This is a genomic window from Haladaptatus sp. HS23 (assembly GCF_056892285.1).
This window is the reverse complement of sequence record NZ_JBXGLH010000009.1, coordinates 89,077-112,485: the sequence shown is the minus strand read 5'-3', so window position 1 is coordinate 112,485 and position 23,409 is coordinate 89,077. Positions and strand designations below refer to the sequence as shown.

Here is a 23,409-nt window from a genome sequence, read left to right as displayed (position 1 = left end):
CGGAAACGGAATAAAAGCGCGGGTGACGGAACGGCGCGCGAAACGGCGGAGAACACGGGTGTTCCGGGACGAGGCCGAAGCTTTTGTGTCTCCCGTTCACGACCGTTTCCGACGCCCAGTATTGACACTCGTTTCAGCAGCCCCAGCGTTTTTGGGCCTGCGTAATTATATGTAATTACATGGCCTCACGCTACGACGCGGTCCTCGCGGCGATTCCGACGCTATCGGGTGGTGGATTCGTGGCCGGGCAGTTCACGTCGTTTCCGATGACGATACTCGGTCTGCTCGGGGCGATACTGGTCGTCGGGTACGCCTTGGCTCGACCACCGGTCTAACTCAAAGGCTTTATCAGTCTTCTCGGGTTATCTCTCGGTACTATGGCCGAAAAATCTCGATCACGAACCGGAAGCGCCGGTCGGTTCGGGGCGCGATACGGTCGCGTCGCGCGCAAGCGCATCTCCGAAATCGAAGCGGATATGAACGAAAACCACACCTGCCCGGACTGCGGTAACGACACCGTCGACCGACAGGGGACGGGTATCTGGGAGTGCAGTCGGTGTGGCTACACGTTCGCCGGCGGTACCTACCGCCCGCAGACGCCTGCCGGACGGACCGTCAAGCGTTCCATCCGCGCCGCACTGGCTGACGAAGAATGAGTTACAAGTGTTCGCGCTGCAAGCGGGATGTCGAACTGGACGAGTACGGCGGCGTTCGCTGCCCGTACTGTGGACACCGCGTCCTGCTGAAAGAGCGTAGCCGCGACGTCAAGGAAGTCGACGTCCGGTAGCGCCCGTGTCTCACGACGCGCTTCTCGATTTCGAGTACGATTCCGAGGAGCGTGCGCTCCTGATCTTTCGGAGCGTCGAGCAAGAAATCGGCAAAATCGACGACGACCGCTCGCGGACCACCGTCGAGCGGGATGGACGGACCGTTTCCGTTCGTGTCGAGGCCGAAGACCTCGTCGCCCTCCGTGCGGCGTTGAACACGTGGCAGACGTTGGTGGGTGTCGCCGAAACGGTGGCCCAGACCGGGGATTCGGTAGCGGAACTGTCATTCTAGATTTTTCAGAAACGTTCCGAATCGCATCGACGCCTTTGTGTTCGTGGGCTTCGTTACGTTGCTATCGTGCCGCAGGAGAGATTGGACCCCAGTAAATCCCGTACGCCGGAACGCAACGACCTCCTCGGGTGGCGATAGACGTGTTCCGACTCAACCCGTTCGGACGAAAAAAGGGTGACGAAGGCGACCCCGACTTCGACCGCGACCACCGCATCGAGATTCGATGTCCCGAGACGATGACGCCCATCGCCACGGAACACACCGACCCCGACGACTGGGATTCGAGCGTTACGGACGGCGAAGGAATTGCGACGTACGACTGTCCGGCTTGCGACGGCCAGCATCGCTACCTCTGGGGACCGCTGGTGCCGCTCTGTTTGGACGGCGAGGACGACGAGGACGTGATTCTCTTCGAGAGCGAGTGAGACGTGCCAGCCCTGACTCACGTTTCACGCCATTCGTGGCCGTCTCCCCCCGCGACGAGCAGTCCGTCGCTTCGCCACGTTTCGACCACCTCGTCCAACCCCTCCCGATAGGTCGGATACGTCGGTTCCCAGTCGAACGTCTCTCGAAACCGCTCGTTCGTCGTCGGCATCGACTTCGTCAGCAGGCGCACCGAGTGTTTGCCGACTAACGGGCGGGCGAGCCATCCGGGTATCCGCCGCGGTTCCGGTGCATCGATACGGTCCGCGAACGCAGTCAGCATCGTCGCCAGCGAAACCGGTTCGTCGTCGGTGACGTGCCAGCATCCGGTCGCGTCGGAGTCGGCCGCCGTGGCGAACGCCCGCGCCGCGTCCTCGACGTGGAGTATCGAAAGCGTCGCGTCCCGTTTTCCGAGAGTACCGCCGCCCAATATCGGGAACCTTCCGTCTAACAGGCCGCTACCCATCTGTCGGGTGTGTGCCGACTCCGGCGAGTAGAAGAAACCGCATCGGAGGACGCCGACGTCGAACTCTCCCTCCTCGCCGCCCTGTCTGACGATTCGCTCGGCATCCAGCGCGGAGCGCGTCGTGCGGTCGGGATTGGGCGGCGACTCCTCGTCGAACGCCCGTCCGTTCGGTTGGCGCGCGACCCAGACGATGCTCTGGAGGAGAAGTCTGTCGGCGTCGACTTCCTCCGCGGCGGCCACCAGATTTCTGGCTCCCTCGGTGCGCACCCGGTCGTTTTTGACCCACTCGTCCTCGGTCGGTTTTCGACTCGTCGGAATCGCGGTTGCGGCGTGGATAAGGACCGAACATCCCTCGGCGGCGTCCACCAGCGATTCCTCGTCGAGGATATCCCCGCGTCGGGGTTCGCCGCCGCAGTCGGCGACGAGTTCGTCCCCCCGTGCGCCTCGGGAGAGGCCGACGACGTGGTGGTTCCGTGTCGCGAGTTCCGCGACGAGTTCACGTCCGAGCACACCGGTCGCGCCAGCGACGAAGACGTTCATACTCGATGGTTCGACGGACCCGCGGAAAGGGATTTTGCCGAAATTACCGACGGTAAACGGTCCCCTCACGAACGTAAAAGCGGGGCTTTTTCAGTCCGGGCGACAAGGGACGAGTATGCAGGGTAATCTTCCACCGGAAGCACAGGAGAAGCTCGAGCAACTGCAGGACCTTCAGGATACGGCACAGCAGGTCGCCGTGCAGAAGAATCAGGCCGAGACGCAGCTCTCCGAGTCGGAGAACGCGCTTGACGAACTCGACGACATCGACGAGGACGCGACCATGTTCCACGAAGTCGGCGAACTGTTCGTCAAGACCGACTACGAGACGGCTCAGTCGGACCTCGAAGACAAGGTCGACAGCCTCGAAATCCGAGTCGAGACGCTCAACAAACAGGAAGAGCGTGTTCGTGACCAGTTCGAGAAACTGCAGAGCGAACTCCAAGAGATGCTCGGCGGCGGCGCGGGTGGCCCGTCCGGTCCGACCGGCCCCGGCGGCGCTGGCGGCGCGTAAGCGATGGTCAGCGACGAGACGGTCGTTCAGACGGCCTCGGAAGCGGCCGAGGGCCTGATACTCGACCGGATCAAACAGTCGAACGTCAAAGACGTGGACGTGACGGTTACGTTCGAGGAAGGCGTTCTCGAAGTGGACGTGTACCTCAACGCGCCGAACGCGAGTCGGGACGAGGAAAAGGTGGCGAACGACGCCGCACTGGCCGCCCGCGCGGCGGTCGATGAGCTGTTCGCCGAAGCTGAAGGATCGGCGTAACGTTCATTCTCCTGACTGGCATATTCAAGCCGAATTCTTATAACAAATAATTGGCTTTGGAATACTGTGACGAGTCGCCAGTCACAGGCCCGCTCGGAGAACGGCCGCCGAAAACGGCGGACTCGGTGCGTTTTCCTCGCGCCGTGAGACAGGGTTCTCCGAGCTGAACCGCCCACCTCCGGTCGTCGGAACGACCGACGACCGATGACATTTCCCTCGGGCGAACCGGCGGCAATCGAACGGTGAACGCTCTCCCTCGCGGGAGAACGCGCGAACCGAACGATTGTGCGCCGGGACACGCCGAACGTGGCGACCTGAAAACCCTCGACGGAGACGCCGAGGCGGAGTAAGCTCGGGAGTACGGATGGGCCTCCCGAAGGGGACACGGGGGATTTTCGGGGTATCGAACAGGGTGTGGAGAAAGCGAGCGAACAGCCACGCGAGCGCTAGTTCGAGGAGTTGTACGCCGACGAAGTACGGAAAATGGGATTTTCGTTCAGCTTCCCGGTTCGAGGTTGCCGTGAGCGCGGAAGACGCCGTCAGGGTCGTACTCGGCCTTTATCGCCGTGAGCCGGTCCGCGTTCTCGCCGAACGGAACGGAGGACGGTTCCTCTTCGAGTCCGGGGAAGTTGACGTACTGCCCACGGATTTCGGGGAACTCCCGCAGCTCGGCGACGGAGTCGCGCACCCACGTGATAGCCGCGTCCGTCAGCCGCGGGTCGTCCCAGTTCGCCTCGAAGTTGAGACCGTACGGCGCGTCGCGGTGTGCGAAGGCGGTTTCCGTCTCGCCGACGCGGGCGGGCGCGCCGCCGCCCTGCCAGATATCGACCGTCGAGAGCGGCACCGGACAGCGCTCGGCACAGGCGACGACGCCGTCGATGATGTCGTCGCTCAACTCGTCGATGTAGAGCGACTTCCAGTAGTAGTAGCGTCCGCTCGGATACTCCCCGTCCAGCATGGTCTGGAGTTCGACGTACGGCATCGTCCCGCTGAAATCAACTACCGGTTCAGCGAACTCCCGAACCGTTCGGAGTTCCGCTTCGCCCTCCTCCGGGTCGCCCGCGTAGCATCCGAGGACGGCCACGGAGGAGTCGCCCCACGATTCTTCGGGGAACTCGGGGAGGTCCGGGACCCACGCGTAGAACGGCAGGAGGCTCACCTCGTCGGGTGCGTCGGCCGCGTACGCCCGAAACTCCCGGAGGACCTCCGTCGCCTGTTCGCCGTCGTACCAGACGAAACACATCGCGACGTCAGGGCCGACGGGGTGGGCCTCGTACTCGAAGGCGGTGACGACGCCGAAGTTGCCGCCGCCGCCCCGGAGCGCCCAGAACAAATCCTCGTGTTCGTCCTCGCTCGCGGTGATGTACGCGCCGTCCGCCGTCACCACGTCGACCGAGACGAGGTTGTCACACGAGAGGCCGTACTTCCGGCGGAGGTGTCCCATCCCGCCGCCGAGCGTGAGCCCGGCGATACCCGTGTCGGAGACGACGCCGCCCGGCACCGCGAGGCCGAACGGTTGCGTCTCGCGGTCCACGTCGACCCACGTCGCACCGGCACCCGCGCGAACGTGGCGGGTTTCGGGATTCACCCGTACCCAGTGCATCGGTTCGAGGTCGATGACGAGGCCGCCGTCGACCACCGCGCGTCCGGCGACGCCGTGCCCGCCGCCGCGAACCGCGATCGGAATATCGTGTTCCCGTGCGACCGTCACGGCGGCCTGTACGTCCGCGACGCCGTCGCACCGGGCGATCATCGCCGGTCGTTTGTTTATCATCCCGTTCCACACACCCCGCGCCTCGTCGTAGCTCGGGTCGCCCGGCGTGACGAGTTCTCCCTTCAACTGTGCGCGAAGCGTTTCCGCTCCCCTCTCGGTCGTTTCGATTGCCATCTTCCCCTCCGAGTGAGGGTAAGCGCGAGGAGTGAATAAACGCGATTGCGATATCTCCGACAGCCTCAGGTGAGGAAGAAGATGAGGACGCTGATGGCCGTCACCGCGAGGATGACCGCCCCGGCCAGCGCTGCACCCATGGCGATGACGGCGTTCGCGTGACTCGCCAGCGTCTCGGTGCGGTCGTTGCCGAAGACGGTCACGTCGGCGTACTCGCTCGCCATGCCCGCCTCGACAGGTTCGATGTCAGCGGCCGCCTCGTCGGCCAATCGGGTGACGAGGGAGATGAGTTCGTCGTGGTCGATGGCCCCGCCGACCTGATTCGAGGACTCGACCATGTTCACGATGTGGGTGTCGGTGGTCATCACCTCGACGTCGTCCGCATCGACGGCGGCGACGATGCGGTCCCGAAGGCCGGGTTCCATGTTGTTGCCGTCGACGAGCACGTACGCCGTCCGTTGCCCCGCGACGTTGAGTACAGCGACGCGAACGCCGAGCGGTCCGATTCCGTCCGCGGGCGTCCACTCGGTTTCGTCCCACGCGACGCCGAGTTCCGGGTGGCCTCGTTTGGCGTTTCCGAGTTCGCCCGCCGTCGCCCGGGCGGCCTGAATCATGTGAAACGAGCGCTCGCTTCCGGGGTAGACGTGTCCGATGTCCTCGCCTTGGAGTCCGTTGTTGCAGTTGTGTGCATCCACCAGCATCACCTCGTCTATCCCGCCCGACCGGGCCTCGGCGGCGGCGGTCAATCCGACCGCGTACTCCACGTCGTCTGCGAACTCCGGGGAGTAGGTGGCGACGAGGAGGGCGTCGTCCCCGAACGACTGGCCCACGACTTTGGCGTCTCCCTCCTGCGTTCGGACGCTTTGACTGGCGTCGTCGCTGTACTCGATTCGCTCGAACGCCGTCTGGGCCGTTTCGAGGATGGTGTCCACTTCGCGCTCGGTGACGAGGTTGAAGTCGTGTCCGGCGGTCGCGTGGGGCGGAAACGCCATTCCGTCCGACTCCGCGGCGACCCGTCGGGGGAGGTTGCCGCCGCCGATTTCGCCCATCGGGCCGGGGTGAATCATCGGCAGGACGAACCGTGCCTTCTCGCTTTCGTCCTCGCGCCGAAAGGAGAGGACGGTGATGGGGACGACTGCCTGCTGTCCCATTTGCTCGAAAAAGTCCTCCAATTCGCGAGTTCCCTCCGCGATGTGGCCGATGAACCCCCGGAGGAAGTCGAGCGCGCTGACGCCGAGACTGCGCCGCCACGGTCGGTCGATGACGGTGAGAAAGCCGTAGACGCTGATGGCATACATCCCGCTCACGACCCCGAGAAGGATGAAATCTCGTGGCGTGATGACGCCGAACGCCGCCGGGGCTTTGTCGCCGCGGGCGAGCAAGTCCTGTACGAGCGGACCGCCGACTTCGAAGACGCGAATCGTCTCGCTGTAGATGAAAAAGAGGACCGCCGCGGCCCCTGTCTGGATGCCCGCCGGAACGATGGCGGTCAGAAACGAGGTGCGCGAAACGGCCATCACCACGAGGAGGCGGAGGGCGAAGACGGACGCGAGGCTGAAGATGAGCACGTCGAAGACGAACTGCTGGCCCATTCCCGTGAACGCCGAGATGATACCCGCTATCGACAACACGGTGACGACGATGATTTCGCACGTCAGTGCGAGGAGCGACGACCGGTTGTAGGTCAACTGTCCGCCGAGGCGGCGGTCCACCGGCGTCGTGAAGATGCTCGCGACGGCCGTCGGAACCCCGATGAAGAAAATCCCCTCCCACGCGTCCTGTAGGATGTACTGCGAGTCGAAGGCCCCGACACCCGCAATCGCGGCGATGAGGAGCGCGAACCCCACGCTCGCGTACCACTGCGGCGCACGGAAGATGTATCGGGACAGACTCGCCAGGTCGCTCTGGGTCGCTGTCATTGGGCGAAAGGCTACGCCGCGGAGAGTTAAAGTATACTACTCACAAACGCTTTGGAAGTTTTCGAACACTTCCTCTCCTTCCTCGGTGTGCGCCACTTCCGGGTGCCACTGGACGCCGTACAGGTCGCGGTCGGGGTCGCTCATGGCCTCGATGCCGCAGACGTCGCTGGTGGCGGTTCGTTCGAATCCGGACGGGACCTGCTTCACTTCGTCGGCGTGACTCGCCCAGACGCGGGTTTCGGGCGCGAGCGACCCGACGACGGGGTCGTCGTCGCTCGTGATGTCGACGCTCACGTCGGCGTAGCCACCGTACTCTCCCTCTCCGGTTTCGCCGTCGAGGACGTGCGCCATGACCTGCATGCCGAGACAGATGCCGAGAACTGGGATGTCGAGTTCGAGGTACTCCGCGCAGTTGCCGATGTCGTCCATCGACGGGCCGCCAGAGAGGACGAGGCCGTCGGCGTCGATATCTTCCGGCGGCGTGTCGTTGTCGATGAGTTCGGTTTCGATGCCCATGTCCCGAAGCGCCCGGTGTTCGAGATGGGTGAACTGTCCGTGGTTGTCCACGACGAGGATTTTCGTCATTGGCGGGCGATATGGAGAGCACGGTTAAAAACGCCTCGTCACCGTCGCGTCGGAACCGAAGGGGTTCCGACCTACCGTCGGACCACGAACGCCGCGCCGAGGAGCAAGAGCGCGACCACGAATCCGCTCATGCCGGGATGGTCGAACACGACGCTCGGGCCCGGGAGCGACTGGGAGTCGTGTAAGTCGTGGGTCGTCTCGTCGCCGGGTTTCGTGTGCGTCGTCCTCTCCGTCGTCCGTTTCGTGGTGGGTTGCTGGACCGCGAGTGTCCCCGCCGAAACGCCGTTCACGGCCACCTCCTGTTTGCCGGAGGCAGTCGCTTTGTAGGTGTACGTAACCGTTTTCGTCTCCCCGGGTCGGACGTGTACCCGTTTTCTGTCCCCGACCGAGTCACCGACCGCGAGGACGGCCGGAATCGTCCCGTCGCCGTCGCCCGTGTTCTTGAACGTCGCGGTAACTTTCACTGTATCTCCCTTCGACACGTGCGTTCGGTCGAGCGACGCGCCCGTCACGTGGATGTCCGCTTCGGTTCGCTTCACCGTCACGGGCGTCGTCGCGCTGGCGGTGTGGTCGTTGCTGTCCGTGACCGTGACCCGCGCGATGTGGTTTCCGGGTTCCGTGTAGGTGTGCGTCGTCGTCGGGTGCGTCGTCGTCTCGTCTACCGTTCCGTCGTCGTCGTAATCCCAGTGGTACTTCTTCGGCGTCCCCTCCGAGTCGGTCGTCCGGCTCGCGTCGAGGGTTATCGGTGTTCCGGTGCTGGCCGTGCCCGCGGCGCGGAGCGTCACCTGTAGCGAGCCCCCACACGTTCCCGGGTGGATGGTCACGGGCGAGTCCATGTCGAGTTCCGTCGCGCTCGGACTGGCACCGCTTCCCGAGAGGAACGCCCACGACGTGACCGGTTCGTGCTTGAGTTGGGGGTTGTAGAGCGTCGCGTCCTCGTTCCACGACGGCGTGACGGTTATCTCCGAATCTCCGGACAGACCGCGAAAGACGCCGCCGTCCGTGCGGGACCCGGCCCATATCCAGTCGAGACGCGTTCTCGACCACTGGTCGTCCCTGTGCGGGTACGTGTCGTCCATCAGTACCCACCGGCCGGAACTCGGCAGGCCGTCGAATCCGAACGTCACCGTACTCATCGGGTTGTTGTCGCCGGTTCGAGTCTTGTTCATCCGGTCGTGAATCATCACGAGGCTGGTCACGCCGCTGGGAGCCTGATACAGGAACATCGTGCTCCCGTTATCACGGGTGAACGCTTTGTCTCCGAAGTAGCCGTAGGCCCAACTGCTCGAATTCGTGTACGGGGTGCGATAGTCGTAGAAGTCCACGACGTTCGTGTCGCCGTGAACCGGACTGACCTCCGTACAGGACGCGCCTTGCTCGACGGCGTAGGTGCCGTGATGGTTCGTCGGCGCGTCCGGCAGGTCGTCGCCGGGCAGCCCCGGTGGTGGAAGCGCGACGGCGGTTCCGAACAGGGAGAGGACGAGGAGGGCGACGAGTATCGGACGAAGTTTCATCGAACGGGTCGCCTCCGAGTGCGATACTGGGTGCGTAGCGGTGTGTAAGACGTCATGGACACGATTCTCCGAGGGCCACGCTGTCGGGCGTGGCGTATCGCATCAGGGGAAGGTCGTGATTGGCTTTGTTATGTCCCGCCTGTGCTGTCTTTAGGCGGTCCCTTCCGGGAAAAAGCTCGCCGCCGGACCGATGTAGGTGAACCATCCCGCGGACAGGCTACAGGCCGAAAGATATCAGTTTTCTCCGAGGAGCGCCGGAAGGTCGTCGATGGAGTCGATGACCCCCGCCGCACCTGCTCCTTCGTACTTCCGTCGTCCGGATTCCCCCGTCAGACCGCCAGTCAGGACGCCCACGCCGAAATACTCGCGGTCGGGGTCCGTCCCGTCGGCGTTCACCGCGGTTCGAATATCGTCCAAGGTGTCGCCGACGAAGAGGACGCGTTCGGCGTCGAAGCGCTCTCCCAGCGTCATCAGGGCGTGAGGATGTGGTTTGCCCTGTTCCCAATCGTCCATCGTGAACCGACGGTCGGCGGAAATCCCCAGTCCGACGCGTTCGAGGGCGATGTCGGCCTCGGCGCTCGGCCTGCCGGTGACGACGCCAACCGGATAGTTCTCGGTGAGGGTTTCGACCGTCTCGGGCCCGAGTAGGACGGGTTCGTCGTTGATGTATCCTCGCGTGTCGAGCGTCGCTTCTTCGCCTTCGAGTTCGGCGTACAGGTCGGAACCGAGATAGAGTTGTTGGAACACGTCGCGGAGCGTTTCGGGGTCCCACGCCGCCCGAACCCGGTCGTGGGCGTCGTCGGGCAATTCCTCGGCAACCACTCGTTCGGCGGCGTCGAGTCCGCCGCCGTTCGCCGCGATGCCGTCGGTGAACTCCTCAACGGTGTCCTCTAACCCTTCGCGGGACGCGAGGACGTACAGCGCCGCCGCGTAGGTGAGTTCCCAGTCGTTGTTGAACCCCGATGCGTCCTTGAACGATTGGATGGCGTCCTTGGGGATGGTGTCGCCGTGAACCCGTTCGACGGACTCGATTATCGCCCGCCGGTAGGAGTCCGCCACGTCCACTACTACCCCGTCGATGTCCAGCACGACCGCGTCCACGTTCATACCATCGCGTTCGTCCGCGGCGATAAGGGTTTGCCGAATCGCCGAGCGTATCAGGAGTATGCCGAACCGCCTATACCGCTTCCTTCTGAACGTCACGCCATGGACCACGACGAACTCCAGCGGCGTTACGGCCGCGACGACTACTACTGGGGGACGGCGCCGAACGGTTTGGCCGAAACGGTACTGGAGTTCGCACCGGAGCGCACCGCACCCGCCGCTATCGACATCGGCAGCGGCGAGGGTCGGGACGCGGTGTATCTCGCCGAACGGGGCTACGGCGTCCTCGCGGTGGACCCGGTTCCGAACGGGTTGGAGAAGGCGGAACGTCTCGCCGAGGAGCGCGGCGTTCAAATCCAGACGCGGCGCGCGGACGTCAACGACCTCGATTTCCCGTCGATGGACGTGGTATACTCCTGTGGCGCGCTCCAGTATCTCCGCCCGGAGAACCGCGAATGGCAGTTCGAGCGGTTCAAGACCGCGACGACGGACGGCGGGATTCACGTCCTGTTCGCGTTCGTCGACCACCCGGAGATTCCGACCGCACCCGACTGGGGGGACAACGAACACTTCTACCAACCCGGCGAACTCCGCGGCTACTACGACGATTGGAACCTCCTGCGGGAGGACGGATTCGTCTTCGACGACGACTCCGGCGGGGAACCGCACCAGCACGCCGCGGAGACGATAATCGCGGAAAAGCCGGACGTCTGACCGACCCTACGGTTCCTATTCTCGCGCCCAAAACAGCGTCTCGCCCGGAATCGTTTCGCGCCGAACAGGTACCACCGGTTGGTCGCCGCCGAGCGTCGTGAAGACGAAAACCGCATCGCACGCCTCGGCCACCGAGAGCGCGGGACGGTGGAGTTCCGGCGGGAGGTTCTGCGCGTAAATCACGTCGGCGGACTCGTACACCCGTAACTCCGGGTCGGTCACGTCGTCCACTCGAAACCCGACGGCGTCGGGAACCGACCGCGGCTCGATATCCGTCGCGGTGACGGCGACGCCGGACGCGGCGAGTCCCTCGGCGACGTCCGGTCGATTGCCGATTCCGATTTCGACGGCGCGCCGGAAATCGGCGAGACGGCGGACGATTTCGTCGCGAATTGTGGGGTTCACGGCGGGATGTTTATGGGTCGTCCGGTCATAGGAGTTGCCATGTTGATTGACATCGTCCCCGTGGGGGACGTTACGGGGCGGGTCAAACGGGAGGCTTCAGCGGCCCTTCGGTCGATTTACGACTGCGACGTCATGGTCCACGAGCGACAGGAAATTCCCTCCGGGTCCCACGACCCCAACCGCGACCAGTTTCGCGCCGAGGATTTCATCGATTTGGCGAGTCGCATCGGAACGGGGGAGAAGAACATCGCCATCACGCCACAGGACCTCTTCTATCGCCGTCGAAACTACGTCTTCGGACTCGCCTATCTCGACGGAAGCGGCAGCGTCATCTCCACCTATCGACTGCAACCCGCGACGGACGGCCTCTCCTCGGACGGCGGCATCTCCACGAAACCGCGCGAGGAAGTCTTCTCCGACCGCGTTCGAAAGGAAGTCGTTCACGAAATCGGGCACACGCTCGGCCTCGAACATTGCGACAACAACCGCTGTGTGATGAACTTCTCGCCCACCGTCCGCGAGGTGGACGTGAAAGAGGAGAACCTCTGTGGCACCTGTCAGCGGCAGGTGCTCTGAACCAGTTCGCGGACGACCCTCGACTCCGCGTTTCGGAGGTGTGTCGAGGCCGTACTCGGCGCACAGTTCATCTCTTTTGCCACCGCTTCGACGCCCGCTTCGCGTGGCACCGCGTAGTAACCGATATCCACGGCCGTTTCGAGCGCCGACCGCTGTCGCTCGGTCAGGGTCGACCACAACCGCGCCCGCGGCGAGTCGTACTCCCCGACCTGTTCGACGGCGATGTCGATGTCGGCGTCCACGTCGTCCATCACGGCCTGCATGTCGCCCGCCTTTCCGACGAGTTCCATCAGCATCGCGCCGTCGCTCGTGTACGTGATGGGTGGAATCACGAGGATGCTCGTCCCCGCGAACGCGGTGCGAAAGTCGGTGTCAACGTCGCGCTTTTCGTGTTCGATGGAGGCGTAAAACGAGCCGTCATCCAACGGCGTCAACTCGTAATCGAGAATCAACGGGGCCGCTTCCACCGCCTCGGTGTAGGGTTCCATCTCGCCGACGATTCGAAAGAGGACGTAATCGCGGTCCGGGTGCGAGAGATTCCAGTTCAGCAGTTCCGCCCGTTCCATCGCCTCGTGTTCCATGATGAACGACCGCATCGGATTTCGCATCTCGCGCGGGTGGCGAAGCGTCAGCCGAACGTATTTCATACCGGGACATACGGCCTCGCTTATAAATTCTCTAGTGGATTCGACGGAACCGGCTTCGGTCTTCCGACCCGACGGTTAACCATGACGCCCCCCGAAACCGCGCCGACGGAGCGTCCGGACGACCACCCGCTCCCGCCGGGTCCGAAATCGTATCCCGCCGTGGGAAACACGCTCGGCTTCCTCCGCGACCCGTTTTCGTTCTACGACGGCCTCCGCGAGTACGGCGACGTGGTGTCGTACTCCGTGGCGGGCGAGCCGTTTTGCACGCTCCTCCATCCCGACCACGTAAAACGGGTGCTCGTCACGGAGGAGTCGAAGTTCGGAAAGAGCGGATTCATCCAAGAGGCGGGCGAGAAGTTCGTCGGGAACGGCCTCTTCGCGAGCGAAGGGGAGTTCTGGCGACGTCAGCGCACGAGGATGCAACCCGCTTTCTACCGCGAGCGCATCGCGACCTACGCCGACCCGATGGCCGAGTTCGCGGCGGAAGCCGCCGACTCGTGGACCACCGGGGAGACGATTCTGCTACAGGAGGAGATGCGGCGGTTGACGCTTCGAATCCTCTCGGCGGCGTTGTTCGATTTCGGGGTTCGGGGGAACCAGTCCCCGATTCGTGACGCGACCTGGAACATCACGCGAGCCATCAACGAGAAGAGCGATGCGGGGTCCGTGGACGCGTTCGTTCCGGATTGGGTTCCCACCGCGACCAATCGTCGGTTCAAACGCGCCATCGAGCAGTTCGACGAGTCGGTCGAACGCCTCATCGAGGAGCGCCGGAACGAACCGCCGGGCGACGACTTCCTCTCGATTCTCCTCCACGCGACGGACGAAGACGGCGAGAAGATGTCGAAGAAAGCCCTCCGCGACGAGATGGCGACGTTCCTCTTCGCGGGTCACGAGACGACGGCACTCGCGCTGACCTACTGCCTGTATCTCCTCTCGACCCATCCGCGGGTTCGGCGGACCCTACAGGACGAACTCGACACCGTCCTCGACGGCGAGACCCCGTCGATGGCCGACCTCGATGCGCTCGACTACACGGACAAAATCGTCACCGAAGCCCTGCGACGATATCCGCCCGCCTACGTCGTCTTCCGCGAGACGAAACGGGACGTCGTCCTCGGCGGGTACAGGATTCCCGAGGGAACCTCGCTGACGCTCCCGCAGTTCGTGATTCAGAACGACGAACGCTGGTTCGACGACCCCGAGACGTTCAGACCCGAACGCTGGACGCCCGAGATGAAAGCCGACTTGCCGGAGTACGCCTACTTCCCGTTCGGCGGCGGGCCGCGCCACTGCATCGGGATGCGCTTTGCGAACGCCGAAATTCGACTCGTGTTGGCGACGCTCGCACAACGGGTCGAGTTCGATTCCCCGCCCGCCGACCTCGATTTGCGGATGGGGACGACGCTCGAACCGACGAACCCCATCGAGATAACCGTGAAAAAGCGCTAACGCCACCGTTCGACGGCGGTGCCAACGAGCGCCATCACCCCGAGGAGGATGACGACCAACTCCTGTGCGAGGCTGTCGGGAACGACGTACTTCGCCATCGCGATGCCCCACGAGACCCGTTCGTTGACGACGGAGGTTTCGTCGGTTCGGTTCGGTATTCCGGCCTCGCGTGCGGTCGGTCCGTCGCTCCCTTCGCCCGGCAAGCGGTCCGCCTCGTAGGGGAGCGACCCGGTTTCGACCGACCAGACGATTTCGCCCTTCTCGTTCAGTTCGACCACTCGGTCGTTGTACGAGTCGGCGACGAGCGTGTGGCCGTTTCGCAGTCTGTCGGCGTCGCGGGGCCAGTCGAAGACGCCGCTGCCGCCGTACTCCCAGACGAGGGTTCCGTTTCGGATTTCGACGATGCGGTCGTGTTCGCTGTCGGCTACGAGTAGCGTGTCGCCGAGCGTATCGGGGTTGTGCTGTTCGTAGAGGACTTTCCCAGACTCGGAGTAGGAGTTCGGGCCGACGACGGGTTCGAGGCGAGCAGACCCGTTCTCGACGTGCAGGTCGGCGACCGTATCGAAGTTCCGGAGGCTGATGCGGAAGACGCCCGGCCGAATCCGGTCCACGTCGTTGACGTGGGTCCAGTCGCCCTCCTCGTCCATGCCCTCCGGGAAGTCGTAGCGTTCAGTCGCGTTCCACTGCCAGAGGGTTTCCTTGTCGCGGTTCACGGCGAACACGCGGTCGTTGCCCATGTCCACCATCACCCAGCGGTCCTTCCCGTTCACGACGTAGTGGTCGGCGTCGTGGAGTTCGTGGGCGTGGAGTTTGGCGTCGAACCACGAGTACTCCCACAGGGTCTCGTTTGTATCCTGTGCCACGACCCGGAGCGAGTTTCGGACGCAGTTGTCGTAGCCGTCGTCCCGATACTCGGACGGACACTCCGCGTCGGGGAGTTCGTCGGCCACCGCGATTTGCACTCGGTTCTTCCCGAGCGCTTCCACGTCGAACACGTCGTCCGCCTCGGTGTACTCCCAGACGATTTTTCCGGCGGGGTTCACCTCGATGGCGCGTCCCTCGTGCTGGTAGCCCTGCAACGCGATGAGTGTGTTCGTCGCGGGACGCTGCTCGTCCACGGACAGGTAAGGGCTGTCCTGTGCCGTCAGCGCCCCGACCCCGGCGGTGGCGAACAACACGACTGCGAGGGCGGCGAAGAGTTTCGCCCGGTTGTCGGAGGTGGAGAGCCACGAGGAGAGGGCGGATATCACTATTCGGAACTACGACGAGGGGGAAAAAAGCGGTTCGGTTCCGAGGTCAGGCGTCGATGTCCTCGGCGGTTTCCCCGAAGATGAGTTTCTAGCGACTGGCAAGCTAAACCTTCGCGGCGCGTCGAGTCGTCGAAGAAAAAAGGAGGAGTTAGCTGTAGTAGTACTCGCCGTCGTTCTTCTGCTGACGGTCGAGTTGGCTGCCGGGCTTATTGATGCGCGGGCGACCCACGTTCTCGTCGCGCCGGAACGTGATGTCGAGGTTGGCGAGGAAGTCGTTCATCCCGTCGCGCATCCCCTTCGGGCGTCCGGCGTGACCGTGCTGTGCGGGTTCGCCGTCGAACACCATCAGGCGGTCCGAGAGCAGGTCGATCATGTACGTGTCGTGGTCGATGACCAACACGGTGGCGTCCTGAATCTCGGCGTAGCGGCGGATGGCGCGCGTCGCTCGGACGCGCTGTTCGACGTCGAGGTACGCCGACGGTTCGTCCAGCAGGTAGAGGTCCGCCGGTTTCGATAAGCAGGCGGCGATGGCGACTCGCTGGCGCTCACCGCCGGAGAGGTCGGTGAGGTCCTGCTCCATGATGCGTTCGAGTTGGAGCGGTTGGGAAATTTCCGTGTCCCAGTAGGAGGTTCCCATGTCGTCGGTCAGCGACGACAGGAACACGTCGACGCGCATCGGTTGGTCGATTTCGATGTACTGCGGTTTGTACGAGATGTCGAGCGCGAAGTCCACGTCGCCCTCGTCCGGTTCGAGTCGTCCGGCGAGGAGCCTCGCGAACGTCGATTTTCCGATTCCGTTCGGTCCGACGATGCCTAACACCTCGTTCTCGTAAATCGTGCCGCCTTCGACGTCGAGCGAGAACTCGCCTTCGCCGTACGATTTGTGGAGGTCCGGATACTCCACGAGCGGGTCGGCAGTGACCGTCTCACGTGGAGCGTGTTCGTCGAACTCGATGGCGTTCGGACGAATCCGCATGTTCTCGTTGTTGAGGTAGCCCTTCAGATACTCGTTGATGCCGTTACGCACCGATTTCGGCGTCGTGATGACACCGTACGCGCCGGGTTCGCCGTACGCGACGTGCAGGTTGTCGGCCACCAAATCGAGGATGGCGAGGTCGTGTTCGACCACGAGCATGGAGCGACCCTGCTCGTTCGCCATCTCCTGAAGCAGGCGGGCGACCGTGACGCGCTGGCTGATGTCGAGGTACGGCGTGATTTCGTCGAGGAAGTAGAAATCGGCGTCGCGGGCCAGCGCCGCCGTCAAGGCGACGCGCTGGAGTTCACCGCCGGAGAGGCTGTCGATGTCTTGGTCCATCACGTGCTCGATTTCGAGTCGCTCCAGCAGGTCGTCGAGGACGCCTCGTTCGTCGGTTCGGGAGAGCAACTCGGCGGTGCTGCCGTCGAACCGGTCGGGAATCTTATCGACGTACTGCGGTTTTCGGGCGACGGTGACGTCGCCGTCCCGGACCTCGCTGAGGTAGTCCTGAAGCTCGGTTCCGCGGTAGCGGTCGAGGATGTCGTCCCATCCCGGCGGGTCCTCGAACTGGCCGAGGTTGGGCGCGAGTTCGCCCGCGAGAATCTTCACCGCCGTTGTTTTCCCGCTCCCGTTCGGGCCGAGAATCCCCGTGACTTGCCCCTCTTGAGGTACCGGCAGTCCGTAGAGCGAGAAGGCGTTTTCGCCGTAGCGGTGGACGGGGTTCTCCTGTAGCTCGCTCGGCAGGTTGATGATCTCGATGGCGTCGAACGGACACTTCTCGACGCAGATACCGCAGGTCTCGCCGAGGCAAATTTCCTCGCTGATGTGTACTTGGTCGGGTTGTCCCTCGGCCGTGTCCTCGCCGCGGAGCGTGATGCACTCCTTTCCCGTCCGGTTCGGCGGGCAGAAGTTCTTACACTCGTAGTTGCATCGGTCGGGGGAACACCGCTCGAGGTCCACGACCGCGATACTGTCGTCCGCCATGCTTAGAGCTCCACGTGGTTGATCAGGAGAATACCCCACGTGATGAACCAGAGCGAGAACGTCATGAACGCGACGAAGAGGGTGTCTTTGATTCCGTCCAACTCGTATCCCATGAGATACAGCAGTGGGAGTTGGACAACCACGAACGCGAGCATGATGGTCAATCCCATCTGGTCCGTCGCCGCCGCGTTCGACGTCCCCACTATCAAAGCGGAGGCGAACCCGGCGATGATGCCAGATATCGAAGCGAGCGACGTGACGGTAATGCTCCGGAGATGGGCCGCCCGTCGCTCTGATGCCTTTTCAGTCGCCATGCGTGCCAATCGGGTACCCTACCTCAAAAGACGTTCGCTTGTACATACCTCCGCTTTCGCCGTGCGTGGGACTCGCACGAACGTGGAACCCGAATACAGACGGTGGGTGACTTTTAGGGTGTGCGTGTGACAGTGTACCAACGTCAGCACAGGCTGCCGTCGAAAACGCTCCGAGATCGGCTTCGTCCTTCGAATTCGTCTTGTCGAGTGACCACCGTGAAGCCTTTCCATGTCACTCCGTCTCAATAGTTTTATCACGGTGGCGTGTTTCGATTCGTAACGATGATGAGCCAGAACGAACGGGAACAAATCGACGACCTGCCACCAAGTGCCAAACTCGTTTTCAAGGTTCTCGAATACAAGGGGTCGCTCACCCAGAAGCAGATCGTGGACGAGTCCATGCTCTCTGCACGGACGGTTCGCTACGCGCTCGAACGACTCGAAGACATCGGCGTCGTCGACGAGGACATCTACTTCGCCGACGCCCGCCAGAACCTCTACGAAATCGACCTCCCGACGGAACCGGACGCGGACCACCGTGCGGACGCCCAGTGTGCGGAATAGTCGCGCCGTTTCTCTCTCTTTTCCTCTCTTCGTCTCCCACAAAAACCACAGTGTCCGCTATCCACACCGCTTTGTGTTCCCGTGTGGATGACCGGATATGAACGTGTTCGTCGTCGGCGGCACCGGTCTCATCAGCACCGGTATCGTCGACCGACTCGCCGATGCGGGCGAGACCGTGACGGTGTTCACGCGCGGCAACCACGACGAGGGGCTACCGGACGACGTCACACACGCACAGGGCGACAGGCACGACATCGACGCTCTCGAAGCGGCCGTCGCGGACGCCGACCCCGACGCGCTAGTGGACATGGTCTGCTTCTCGCCGGAGACGGCGCGTGAGACGGTGGACGCCGTCGCTCCTCACATCGACCAGTACGTCTTCTGTAGCACCGTCGACGTCTACCATCGCCCGCCGGAACGAAATCCGATTACGGAAGACGCCGCACGATACCCGAACGTGACCGACTACGGCCGGAACAAGGCCGACGCCGAGGACGTGTTCATGGACGCCCACGAGCGCGGCGAGTTCGAGACGACGGTCATCCGCCCGTGGAGCACCTACGGTGAGGGCGGCGCCATCAACCACACCTTCGGGAAGGGCACGTACTACCTCGACCGCCTTCGTGCCGGAAAGCCCGTCGTCGTCCACGGCGACGGCACCTCGATTTGGGGTGCGTGCCACCGCGACGACGTGGCCCGCGCGTTCGTCAACGCCATCGGTAACGAGGACGCGTACGGCGAGGCCTACCACGTCACGAGCGAGGAGTTCATCACGTGGAACCAGTACCACCGCCGCGTCGCCAGCGCAATCGGCGCGCCCGACCCGAAACTCGTCCACGTTCCGACCGACGTGTTGACCGCCGTCGCACCGGAGCGAACCGCGATGCTCCGTGACCACTTCCAGTACGCGACGGCGTTCGACAACCGCAAGGCGAAACGCGACCTCGATTACGAGTACACGATAGACTTCGAGACGGGAATCGCCCGGACGGTCGAATGGTTGGACGAGCGGGACCGAATCGACGACTGGGAGGAAGAACCGTTCGAGGACGCGCTCATCGAGAAGTGGCGAGTCGCCACGTCCGACGTGGTCGCGGAGATGGCGGAGTATCGATAATCGAAAACGAGAACTGACCGCGATTCCGGCGCTTACGCCGATACGACCGTAATCTGGCGCTCGCGGTCGATGGCGTGTTCCAACTCCTCGGCGATGGCGCTACCGCGGGAGACCTGAATGTCGCCGCCGCGGCCGACCGTCGCGGTGAACAGGTACTCGCCGTCGGCCTGCACTTCGACCGTTTCCCCGGCGTGGCCGTCCAGCGGGATGATGACGTGCCGTCCCGTGATTTCGGGCGTCACCACGTCGCCGCGCGGCGTCGCCTCCGTACCTCCCACCGTGGAGGGTTTCTCGTCGTGCGTTCGAACGTCGATATCGATGCCGAGACGGTTCTCGATGTCGTCGATTCGACCGCCGCCCTTGCCGATGACGTAGGAGATGTCGTTTTCGTCGACGTAGACGACGGCCTTGTTCTGGCCCTGTAGGTCGACGTCGACGTGACCGCGGGACACCGACTGGATTTCCCGCTCGATTTCCTGTCTGGCGAGGCGCGAGACGCCAGTCTCCTTCTCGTCAGCGTCCTCCAAAGGGACCGTGACGACCTGCCGGTTGAAGGTGTAGATTTCGTACTCCGGCGTTCCGGTTTCGAACTCCTCCACGAGGATGACGGGCCGTGCGAGGTCCTCTTCCGTCATGCCCGCCGGAACCTTGACCTCGGTCCGCACGTCGTACACCTTCGCGATTTGTCCGGCCTCGATGTAGACGACGGTGTCCACGATTTGCGGAATCATGCCGAGTTCCACGCGGCCGATGAGTCGCTGGAGCGCGTCGATGGGGCGCGTTGCGTGGACGACGCCCACCATGCCGACGCCCGCGAGGCGCATGTCCGCGAACACCTCGAAGTCGTCCGTCTTACGCACCTCGTCGTAGATGGTGTAATCGGGACGGACCATGAGCAGGGAGTCGGCCGTCTTCTCCATCTCGCCCGCCAACTCGGTGTACTGGGTGATTTCGGGTCCAACCTGCAAGTCGCGCGGTTTCTCCATCGTCTTCACCGCGAAGTCGCTGTCGGCGAGGAACTCCGCGACGGCCTGTGCGAAGGTGGACTTCCCGGCACCGGGTGCCCCGGAAATCAGGACGCCGCGCTGGCGTTCGAGGAGGCGTCCCCGGAGTTCGTCCGCGTGTTCGTAGTCGTCCATCGACGTCTTGACGATGGGACGAACCGCCGTGATTTCCCACGCGTCGGCAAAGGGCGGTTCCGCGATGGCGATACGGTAATCGCGGAACTGGACGATGGTCATGCCCGGTTCGTCGATTTCGATGAACCCGTCGTGGCTCTGTTTCGCGCTCTGAATTATCTCCTGTGCGTACTCCTTCAGTTGCTCGTCCGTGGACGCCTCGTCACGAATCCGCTGATAGTGCATGTCGCCGATTTCGCCCCGCTTCGCCATCGGCGGGACCTTCGACCGGAGGTGGAGGCTCATCGTCTGCTCGTCGAAGTAGTCCTCGATGCTGAGCCGTTCCACGTCCCGCGTTTTCGGCGCGATGTACTCCACTTCCAAGCCCTTCGCTTGCGCGACTTCGCTCTGTACCAGGTCGCTGGTGACGAACGTGGCGTCGTGTTCGTCCGCCAGTTCCCGGATGAGTGCGTCGATTTCGCCCCGATGAGCGTACCCCTGTTCTTCGGGTTTGGGTCGCTTCCCGACGTAATCGAGTTCGATGTCACCGGCGTCCGCGAGGTCGGCGAGTCGTTGGAGTTCGGACAGCCCGTTCCACCCGCTCTCCTCTCCCTTGTTCGCCTGCGATTCGAGTTCGCTGACGACGGCTTCGGGGATGAGGACCGTCGCCCCAGCAAAGTCACCATCATCGACTTTCTGCGAGATACGGCCATCGATGACGGCGCTCGTATCCGGCACTACGTTCATGGGCGTCGGTTCGTGCGGTAGCCTGATAAGGGTTTCAGCGTGTGGGTCACGCTTTTGCCCCTCGGTGACGTACGGCAGTCGATGCATCACGCCCACCTCGTGCTCACAGTCGACGAAACGACGCGCGACCGAATCGAAGCCGACTGCACGGACGAAACCATCGACGAGTGGCTTCTGGACGCCATCGAGCGAAAACTCGACCGATACGAGGAGTACGAGTTCGTCGACGATTGTGCAATCTGAGTGGAAGCTTGCGGATTCAGGCACCAGAATTAGAGGGTTGATTTCCTAACCATTGGTAGATGGTGTCACCCGAGTCCCCGAAGCCCTCACGTCTCGATAGAGTGTTCGAAGTACTCTCGGACGCTCAACGACGCCGATTGGTGTACTATCTCGTCGAATCGACGGACGGGTCCACGACCGTCGAGGAACTGTGCGACGTACTCGATGGCGACCCACGGCATACCGAAACGCGACTTCGACACGTCCATCTCCCGCGTCTCGAAGCGACGTCGGTAGTCGATTACGACGAACGGACCGGTGCGATTCGGTATTCGGGCGACACGCTTTTGGAGGACATATTGCACTGTTGTGCAAGACATTGTGAGCCGATAGACGGGTGAGGGGTCCCGATTCCGGCCAGCATCGATTTGGTCGCCGATGCCATCGTCCGGACCATGGCACGAGAACTCGACGAGATTCGAGCGGACTTGGATTCGGTCGCGGATGACGCCTCGCCCGACGTCGCCGGGGAAATCCGGGCGATTCGAAAGGGCTTGTCCAACATCCCGAGCGACGAGGAAACGAAGCGAACGCAGTTCCGCGAGACTGAGGACCGGATTTCGGAAATCGAACACCAAGCGGACGCGTCCGTCGCGGAACGACTCCACACGCTGCAGGAGGACATCCACGTTCTTGCCGAAGACGTCGGATACTAATCATCACGACGCGACTCGCGGAGAGGTCGGTCGATTCTAAACCTGACTCGCTGTCGTTCTATCGGACTATTCGTGAGATAAACAGTTGTTTTACTCGTATGAACGCCCATCGGTAAAAGGTCTATAATGGGGGATTCGGACAGCAACAAAATCCCTATCGACGCTACGGAGCGAACGCCAGAGAGGTTGCCGAGGGCGTAGAGTACTAAACCGCCGGGTGGAATGAGGGAGTATGGACGAACTGGTCGAACTGACCCGGGACATCGTTTCGATTCCGAGTCACGAGGACGAGACGGCGGCGGGCGATTACATCGAGGAGTGGCTTCGGTCGGAGACGGACGCGGACGTAACGCGGGACGAAGTGGGGAACGTCATCGCCCGGAAACCAGCGGCCGACGGCGGGGCCGATACCTCGCTCGCGCTGGTCGGCCACCACGACGTCGTCCCCCCGGACGAATCACAGGTGGACGGCGGCGAGTACGTGGTCGAGGAGCGCGACGGACGAATTTACGGCCGCGGCGCGGCGGACATGAAGGGTGCCGTGGCGGCGTCCATGCTCGCGTTCCGCGACGCCGACCCGTCCTGTCACCTCGTGTTCGCCAGCTTCATCGCCGAGGAGTTGGGCGGCGACGGCGCACGGTACGCCATCGACCACGACTTTTCGCCCGACAGCGCCATCGTCGCCGAAGGGTCCACGAACTACTCGAAAACGGGCGTCACGGACGTCGTCGTCGCCCACCGAGGGCGACGGGCGAGCACCGTCACGGCGAACGGAACCGCCGCACACGCGAGCGAACCGGACGCCGGTGAAAACGCCATCTACCGCGCCACCGACGCGGTGGACATCGTCCGGGACTGCGACGTTCCGACCGTCTCGGTTCTCGGGAACGACATCTCGGGAAGCGTCGTCGCCACCGAAATCCACGGCGGGAGCGCGTGGAACGTCATTCCGGACACCTGTGACATAACCATCGACGAGCGGACCGTCCCCGGCGAGCGCGCCGACCTCGGTGCCGTGGAGGAGATCGACGGCGTGGAGTGGACCGTCGAACAGGACCTGCCGCCGATGGAGTGCGACGACCCGGACTTCGCGGAGGCGGTGCTGGCCGCCGCCCGCGACGCACAGGACGGCGACCCGGAACAGGTGACGAAGCCCCACGCGACGGACGCCGGATGGTTGGCGCAGGCGGGCGTCACCTGCGTCGTCTGCGGCGCGTCCGAACCCGGCGAAGCGCACACGAAAAACGAGAGCGTGAGTATCGACGTGCTGGCGCGTTGTTACCGAATTTACCGGAATACGGCGGAAACAATATAACGAATCCAAGTCCCCGTCCTATTTCGTA

General features: G+C 63.3%; 28 protein-coding genes. 16 read left to right on the top strand and 12 right to left on the bottom strand.

Annotated features, from left to right (window positions below):
- The first annotated feature begins 179 nt into the window (after positions 1 to 179).
- The 5 genes from AC1XDK_RS21635 (at position 180) to AC1XDK_RS21615 (ending at position 1,484) form a co-directional block, all read left to right on the top strand.
- Positions 180 to 335: a DUF8015 family protein gene (locus tag AC1XDK_RS21635; protein WP_231184900.1), complete on the top strand. Its 156-nt coding sequence runs from the start codon at positions 180 to 182 to the stop codon at positions 333 to 335.
- Between the two features lie 42 nt (positions 336 to 377).
- On the top strand, positions 378 to 656 hold the full coding sequence (locus AC1XDK_RS21630; RefSeq protein WP_483352049.1) for a 50S ribosomal protein L37ae: 279 nt from the start codon (positions 378 to 380) through the stop codon (positions 654 to 656).
- Positions 653 to 787, top strand: coding sequence for a DNA-directed RNA polymerase subunit P (locus AC1XDK_RS21625; RefSeq protein WP_121817820.1), 135 nt, complete (start codon positions 653 to 655; stop codon positions 785 to 787). Before AC1XDK_RS21630 ends, AC1XDK_RS21625 begins: the two co-directional genes overlap by 4 nt.
- Positions 788 to 792: 5 nt before the next feature.
- Positions 793 to 1,059, top strand: a complete 267-nt coding sequence (locus tag AC1XDK_RS21620; protein ID WP_483352048.1) for a KEOPS complex subunit Pcc1 — start codon at positions 793 to 795, stop codon at positions 1,057 to 1,059.
- A gap of 140 nt (positions 1,060 to 1,199) precedes the next feature.
- Positions 1,200 to 1,484: a hypothetical protein gene (locus AC1XDK_RS21615; protein ID WP_483352047.1), complete on the top strand. Its 285-nt coding sequence runs from the start codon at positions 1,200 to 1,202 to the stop codon at positions 1,482 to 1,484.
- 17 nt (positions 1,485 to 1,501) lie between these two features.
- Here AC1XDK_RS21615 and AC1XDK_RS21610 read toward each other — a convergent pair whose 3' ends face one another.
- Positions 1,502 to 2,488, bottom strand: coding sequence for an NAD-dependent epimerase/dehydratase family protein (locus AC1XDK_RS21610; RefSeq protein ID WP_483352046.1), 987 nt, complete (start codon positions 2,486 to 2,488; stop codon positions 1,502 to 1,504).
- A 115-nt stretch (positions 2,489 to 2,603) separates the two neighbouring features.
- Between AC1XDK_RS21610 and AC1XDK_RS21605 the strand changes: the two genes are divergently transcribed.
- Both AC1XDK_RS21605 and AC1XDK_RS21600 read left to right on the top strand, forming a co-directional pair.
- A complete protein-coding gene (locus AC1XDK_RS21605) occupies positions 2,604 to 2,999 on the top strand; it encodes a prefoldin subunit beta (RefSeq protein WP_483352045.1) in 396 nt (131 codons plus the stop codon).
- A gap of 3 nt (positions 3,000 to 3,002) precedes the next feature.
- A complete protein-coding gene (locus tag AC1XDK_RS21600; protein WP_483352044.1) occupies positions 3,003 to 3,254 on the top strand; it encodes a DUF3194 domain-containing protein in 252 nt (83 codons plus the stop codon).
- 496 nt (positions 3,255 to 3,750) lie between these two features.
- Here AC1XDK_RS21600 and AC1XDK_RS21595 read toward each other — a convergent pair whose 3' ends face one another.
- From AC1XDK_RS21595 to AC1XDK_RS21575, 5 genes are all read right to left on the bottom strand, one after another.
- Positions 3,751 to 5,142, bottom strand: a complete 1,392-nt coding sequence (locus AC1XDK_RS21595) for an FAD-binding oxidoreductase (protein ID WP_483352043.1) — start codon at positions 5,140 to 5,142, stop codon at positions 3,751 to 3,753.
- A gap of 65 nt (positions 5,143 to 5,207) precedes the next feature.
- A complete protein-coding gene (locus tag AC1XDK_RS21590; protein WP_483352042.1) occupies positions 5,208 to 7,061 on the bottom strand; it encodes a DUF2070 family protein in 1,854 nt (617 codons plus the stop codon).
- Positions 7,062 to 7,097: 36 nt separating this feature from the next.
- Positions 7,098 to 7,646, bottom strand: a complete 549-nt coding sequence (locus AC1XDK_RS21585) for a GMP synthase subunit A (protein WP_483352041.1) — start codon at positions 7,644 to 7,646, stop codon at positions 7,098 to 7,100.
- Positions 7,647 to 7,717: 71 nt separating this feature from the next.
- Positions 7,718 to 9,160: a PKD domain-containing protein gene (locus AC1XDK_RS21580; RefSeq protein ID WP_483352040.1), complete on the bottom strand. Its 1,443-nt coding sequence runs from the start codon at positions 9,158 to 9,160 to the stop codon at positions 7,718 to 7,720.
- 234 nt (positions 9,161 to 9,394) lie between these two features.
- A complete protein-coding gene (locus AC1XDK_RS21575) occupies positions 9,395 to 10,267 on the bottom strand; it encodes a TIGR01548 family HAD-type hydrolase (protein WP_483352166.1) in 873 nt (290 codons plus the stop codon).
- 99 nt (positions 10,268 to 10,366) lie between these two features.
- Here AC1XDK_RS21575 and AC1XDK_RS21570 point away from each other — a divergent pair, with 99 nt between their 5' ends.
- Positions 10,367 to 10,978: a class I SAM-dependent methyltransferase gene (locus tag AC1XDK_RS21570; protein ID WP_483352039.1), complete on the top strand. Its 612-nt coding sequence runs from the start codon at positions 10,367 to 10,369 to the stop codon at positions 10,976 to 10,978.
- 15 nt (positions 10,979 to 10,993) lie between these two features.
- Here AC1XDK_RS21570 and AC1XDK_RS21565 read toward each other — a convergent pair whose 3' ends face one another.
- Positions 10,994 to 11,383, bottom strand: a complete 390-nt coding sequence (locus tag AC1XDK_RS21565; RefSeq protein WP_483352038.1) for a UPF0146 family protein — start codon at positions 11,381 to 11,383, stop codon at positions 10,994 to 10,996.
- A 39-nt stretch (positions 11,384 to 11,422) separates the two neighbouring features.
- On the opposite strand from AC1XDK_RS21565, the gene AC1XDK_RS21560 reads away from it, so the two are divergent.
- Positions 11,423 to 11,959, top strand: coding sequence for an archaemetzincin family Zn-dependent metalloprotease (locus AC1XDK_RS21560; protein WP_483352037.1), 537 nt, complete (start codon positions 11,423 to 11,425; stop codon positions 11,957 to 11,959).
- On the opposite strand, the gene AC1XDK_RS21555 is transcribed toward AC1XDK_RS21560, so the two are convergent.
- Complete coding sequence (locus AC1XDK_RS21555; protein ID WP_483352036.1) at positions 11,941 to 12,606, bottom strand: helix-turn-helix domain-containing protein; 666 nt, start codon at positions 12,604 to 12,606, stop codon at positions 11,941 to 11,943. The two genes, AC1XDK_RS21560 and AC1XDK_RS21555, sit on opposite strands and share 19 nt — an antisense overlap.
- An 81-nt stretch (positions 12,607 to 12,687) precedes the next feature.
- Here AC1XDK_RS21555 and AC1XDK_RS21550 point away from each other — a divergent pair, with 81 nt between their 5' ends.
- Positions 12,688 to 14,058: a cytochrome P450 gene (locus AC1XDK_RS21550; RefSeq protein ID WP_483352035.1), complete on the top strand. Its 1,371-nt coding sequence runs from the start codon at positions 12,688 to 12,690 to the stop codon at positions 14,056 to 14,058.
- On the opposite strand, the gene AC1XDK_RS21545 is transcribed toward AC1XDK_RS21550, so the two are convergent.
- The 3 genes from AC1XDK_RS21545 to AC1XDK_RS21535 form a co-directional block, all read right to left on the bottom strand.
- Positions 14,055 to 15,308, bottom strand: coding sequence for a hypothetical protein (locus AC1XDK_RS21545; RefSeq protein ID WP_483352034.1), 1,254 nt, complete (start codon positions 15,306 to 15,308; stop codon positions 14,055 to 14,057). The genes AC1XDK_RS21550 and AC1XDK_RS21545 overlap by 4 nt on opposite strands.
- Positions 15,309 to 15,456: 148 nt before the next feature.
- Complete coding sequence (locus AC1XDK_RS21540; protein ID WP_483352033.1) at positions 15,457 to 17,268, bottom strand: ribosome biogenesis/translation initiation ATPase RLI; 1,812 nt, start codon at positions 17,266 to 17,268, stop codon at positions 15,457 to 15,459.
- Positions 17,269 to 17,270: 2 nt separating this feature from the next.
- A complete protein-coding gene (locus AC1XDK_RS21535; RefSeq protein ID WP_483352032.1) occupies positions 17,271 to 17,582 on the bottom strand; it encodes an EMC6-like membrane protein in 312 nt (103 codons plus the stop codon).
- Between the two features lie 285 nt (positions 17,583 to 17,867).
- On the opposite strand from AC1XDK_RS21535, the gene AC1XDK_RS21530 reads away from it, so the two are divergent.
- Together AC1XDK_RS21530 and AC1XDK_RS21525 are read left to right on the top strand one after the other, a co-directional pair.
- Positions 17,868 to 18,146, top strand: coding sequence for a winged helix-turn-helix transcriptional regulator (locus tag AC1XDK_RS21530; protein WP_483352031.1), 279 nt, complete (start codon positions 17,868 to 17,870; stop codon positions 18,144 to 18,146).
- Positions 18,147 to 18,243: 97 nt separating this feature from the next.
- Positions 18,244 to 19,263, top strand: coding sequence for an NAD-dependent epimerase/dehydratase family protein (locus AC1XDK_RS21525; RefSeq protein ID WP_483352030.1), 1,020 nt, complete (start codon positions 18,244 to 18,246; stop codon positions 19,261 to 19,263).
- A 32-nt stretch (positions 19,264 to 19,295) separates the two neighbouring features.
- Here AC1XDK_RS21525 and AC1XDK_RS21520 read toward each other — a convergent pair whose 3' ends face one another.
- A complete protein-coding gene (locus AC1XDK_RS21520; RefSeq protein WP_483352029.1) occupies positions 19,296 to 21,128 on the bottom strand; it encodes an ATPase, T2SS/T4P/T4SS family in 1,833 nt (610 codons plus the stop codon).
- Positions 21,129 to 21,209: 81 nt separating this feature from the next.
- On the opposite strand from AC1XDK_RS21520, the gene AC1XDK_RS21515 reads away from it, so the two are divergent.
- The 4 genes from AC1XDK_RS21515 (at position 21,210) to AC1XDK_RS21500 (ending at position 23,381) form a co-directional block, all read left to right on the top strand.
- Entirely contained in the window at positions 21,210 to 21,371 is a 162-nt protein-coding gene (locus AC1XDK_RS21515; protein ID WP_483352028.1) for a hypothetical protein, read from the top strand.
- Positions 21,372 to 21,430: 59 nt separating this feature from the next.
- Positions 21,431 to 21,751 carry a DUF7344 domain-containing protein gene (locus AC1XDK_RS21510; RefSeq protein ID WP_483352027.1) on the top strand — a complete coding sequence of 107 codons (321 nt, stop codon included), beginning with the start codon at positions 21,431 to 21,433 and terminating at the stop codon, positions 21,749 to 21,751.
- Positions 21,752 to 21,805: 54 nt separating this feature from the next.
- On the top strand, positions 21,806 to 22,066 hold the full coding sequence (locus AC1XDK_RS21505) for a hypothetical protein (protein ID WP_483352025.1): 261 nt from the start codon (positions 21,806 to 21,808) through the stop codon (positions 22,064 to 22,066).
- Between the two features lie 232 nt (positions 22,067 to 22,298).
- The gene (locus AC1XDK_RS21500) at positions 22,299 to 23,381 is read left to right on the top strand and encodes a M20 family metallopeptidase (protein WP_483352024.1); all 1,083 of its coding nucleotides are present in this window, start codon (positions 22,299 to 22,301) and stop codon (positions 23,379 to 23,381) included.
- Positions 23,382 to 23,409 lie beyond the last annotated feature (28 nt).

Excerpts from the sequence above, each read along its gene's own strand:
- AC1XDK_RS21510 (WP_483352027.1), top strand. The coding sequence starts at position 21,431 with ATGGTGTCACCCGAGTCCCCGAAGCCCTCACGTCTCGATAGAGTGTTC.
- AC1XDK_RS21555 (WP_483352036.1), bottom strand. The coding sequence starts at position 12,606 with ATGAAATACGTTCGGCTGACGCTTCGCCACCCGCGCGAGATGCGAAAT.
- AC1XDK_RS21575 (WP_483352166.1), bottom strand. The coding sequence starts at position 10,267 with ATGAACGTGGACGCGGTCGTGCTGGACATCGACGGGGTAGTAGTGGAC.
- AC1XDK_RS21585 (WP_483352041.1), bottom strand. The coding sequence starts at position 7,646 with ATGACGAAAATCCTCGTCGTGGACAACCACGGACAGTTCACCCATCTC.
- AC1XDK_RS21535 (WP_483352032.1), bottom strand. The coding sequence starts at position 17,582 with ATGGCGACTGAAAAGGCATCAGAGCGACGGGCGGCCCATCTCCGGAGC.
- AC1XDK_RS21540 (WP_483352033.1), bottom strand. The coding sequence starts at position 17,268 with ATGGCGGACGACAGTATCGCGGTCGTGGACCTCGAGCGGTGTTCCCCC.
- AC1XDK_RS21595 (WP_483352043.1), bottom strand. The coding sequence starts at position 5,142 with ATGGCAATCGAAACGACCGAGAGGGGAGCGGAAACGCTTCGCGCACAG.
- AC1XDK_RS21635 (WP_231184900.1), top strand. The coding sequence starts at position 180 with ATGGCCTCACGCTACGACGCGGTCCTCGCGGCGATTCCGACGCTATCG.
- AC1XDK_RS21605 (WP_483352045.1), top strand. The coding sequence starts at position 2,604 with ATGCAGGGTAATCTTCCACCGGAAGCACAGGAGAAGCTCGAGCAACTG.
- AC1XDK_RS21625 (WP_121817820.1), top strand. The coding sequence starts at position 653 with ATGAGTTACAAGTGTTCGCGCTGCAAGCGGGATGTCGAACTGGACGAG.
- AC1XDK_RS21590 (WP_483352042.1), bottom strand. The coding sequence starts at position 7,061 with ATGACAGCGACCCAGAGCGACCTGGCGAGTCTGTCCCGATACATCTTC.
- AC1XDK_RS21505 (WP_483352025.1), top strand. The coding sequence starts at position 21,806 with ATGGCACGAGAACTCGACGAGATTCGAGCGGACTTGGATTCGGTCGCG.
- AC1XDK_RS21580 (WP_483352040.1), bottom strand. The coding sequence starts at position 9,160 with ATGAAACTTCGTCCGATACTCGTCGCCCTCCTCGTCCTCTCCCTGTTC.
- AC1XDK_RS21610 (WP_483352046.1), bottom strand. The coding sequence starts at position 2,488 with ATGAACGTCTTCGTCGCTGGCGCGACCGGTGTGCTCGGACGTGAACTC.
- AC1XDK_RS21600 (WP_483352044.1), top strand. The coding sequence starts at position 3,003 with ATGGTCAGCGACGAGACGGTCGTTCAGACGGCCTCGGAAGCGGCCGAG.
- AC1XDK_RS21500 (WP_483352024.1), top strand. The coding sequence starts at position 22,299 with ATGGACGAACTGGTCGAACTGACCCGGGACATCGTTTCGATTCCGAGT.
- AC1XDK_RS21515 (WP_483352028.1), top strand. The coding sequence starts at position 21,210 with ATGCATCACGCCCACCTCGTGCTCACAGTCGACGAAACGACGCGCGAC.
- AC1XDK_RS21520 (WP_483352029.1), bottom strand. The coding sequence starts at position 21,128 with ATGAACGTAGTGCCGGATACGAGCGCCGTCATCGATGGCCGTATCTCG.
- AC1XDK_RS21550 (WP_483352035.1), top strand. The coding sequence starts at position 12,688 with ATGACGCCCCCCGAAACCGCGCCGACGGAGCGTCCGGACGACCACCCG.
- AC1XDK_RS21630 (WP_483352049.1), top strand. The coding sequence starts at position 378 with ATGGCCGAAAAATCTCGATCACGAACCGGAAGCGCCGGTCGGTTCGGG.
- AC1XDK_RS21525 (WP_483352030.1), top strand. The coding sequence starts at position 18,244 with ATGAACGTGTTCGTCGTCGGCGGCACCGGTCTCATCAGCACCGGTATC.
- AC1XDK_RS21560 (WP_483352037.1), top strand. The coding sequence starts at position 11,423 with ATGTTGATTGACATCGTCCCCGTGGGGGACGTTACGGGGCGGGTCAAA.
- AC1XDK_RS21530 (WP_483352031.1), top strand. The coding sequence starts at position 17,868 with ATGAGCCAGAACGAACGGGAACAAATCGACGACCTGCCACCAAGTGCC.
- AC1XDK_RS21570 (WP_483352039.1), top strand. The coding sequence starts at position 10,367 with ATGGACCACGACGAACTCCAGCGGCGTTACGGCCGCGACGACTACTAC.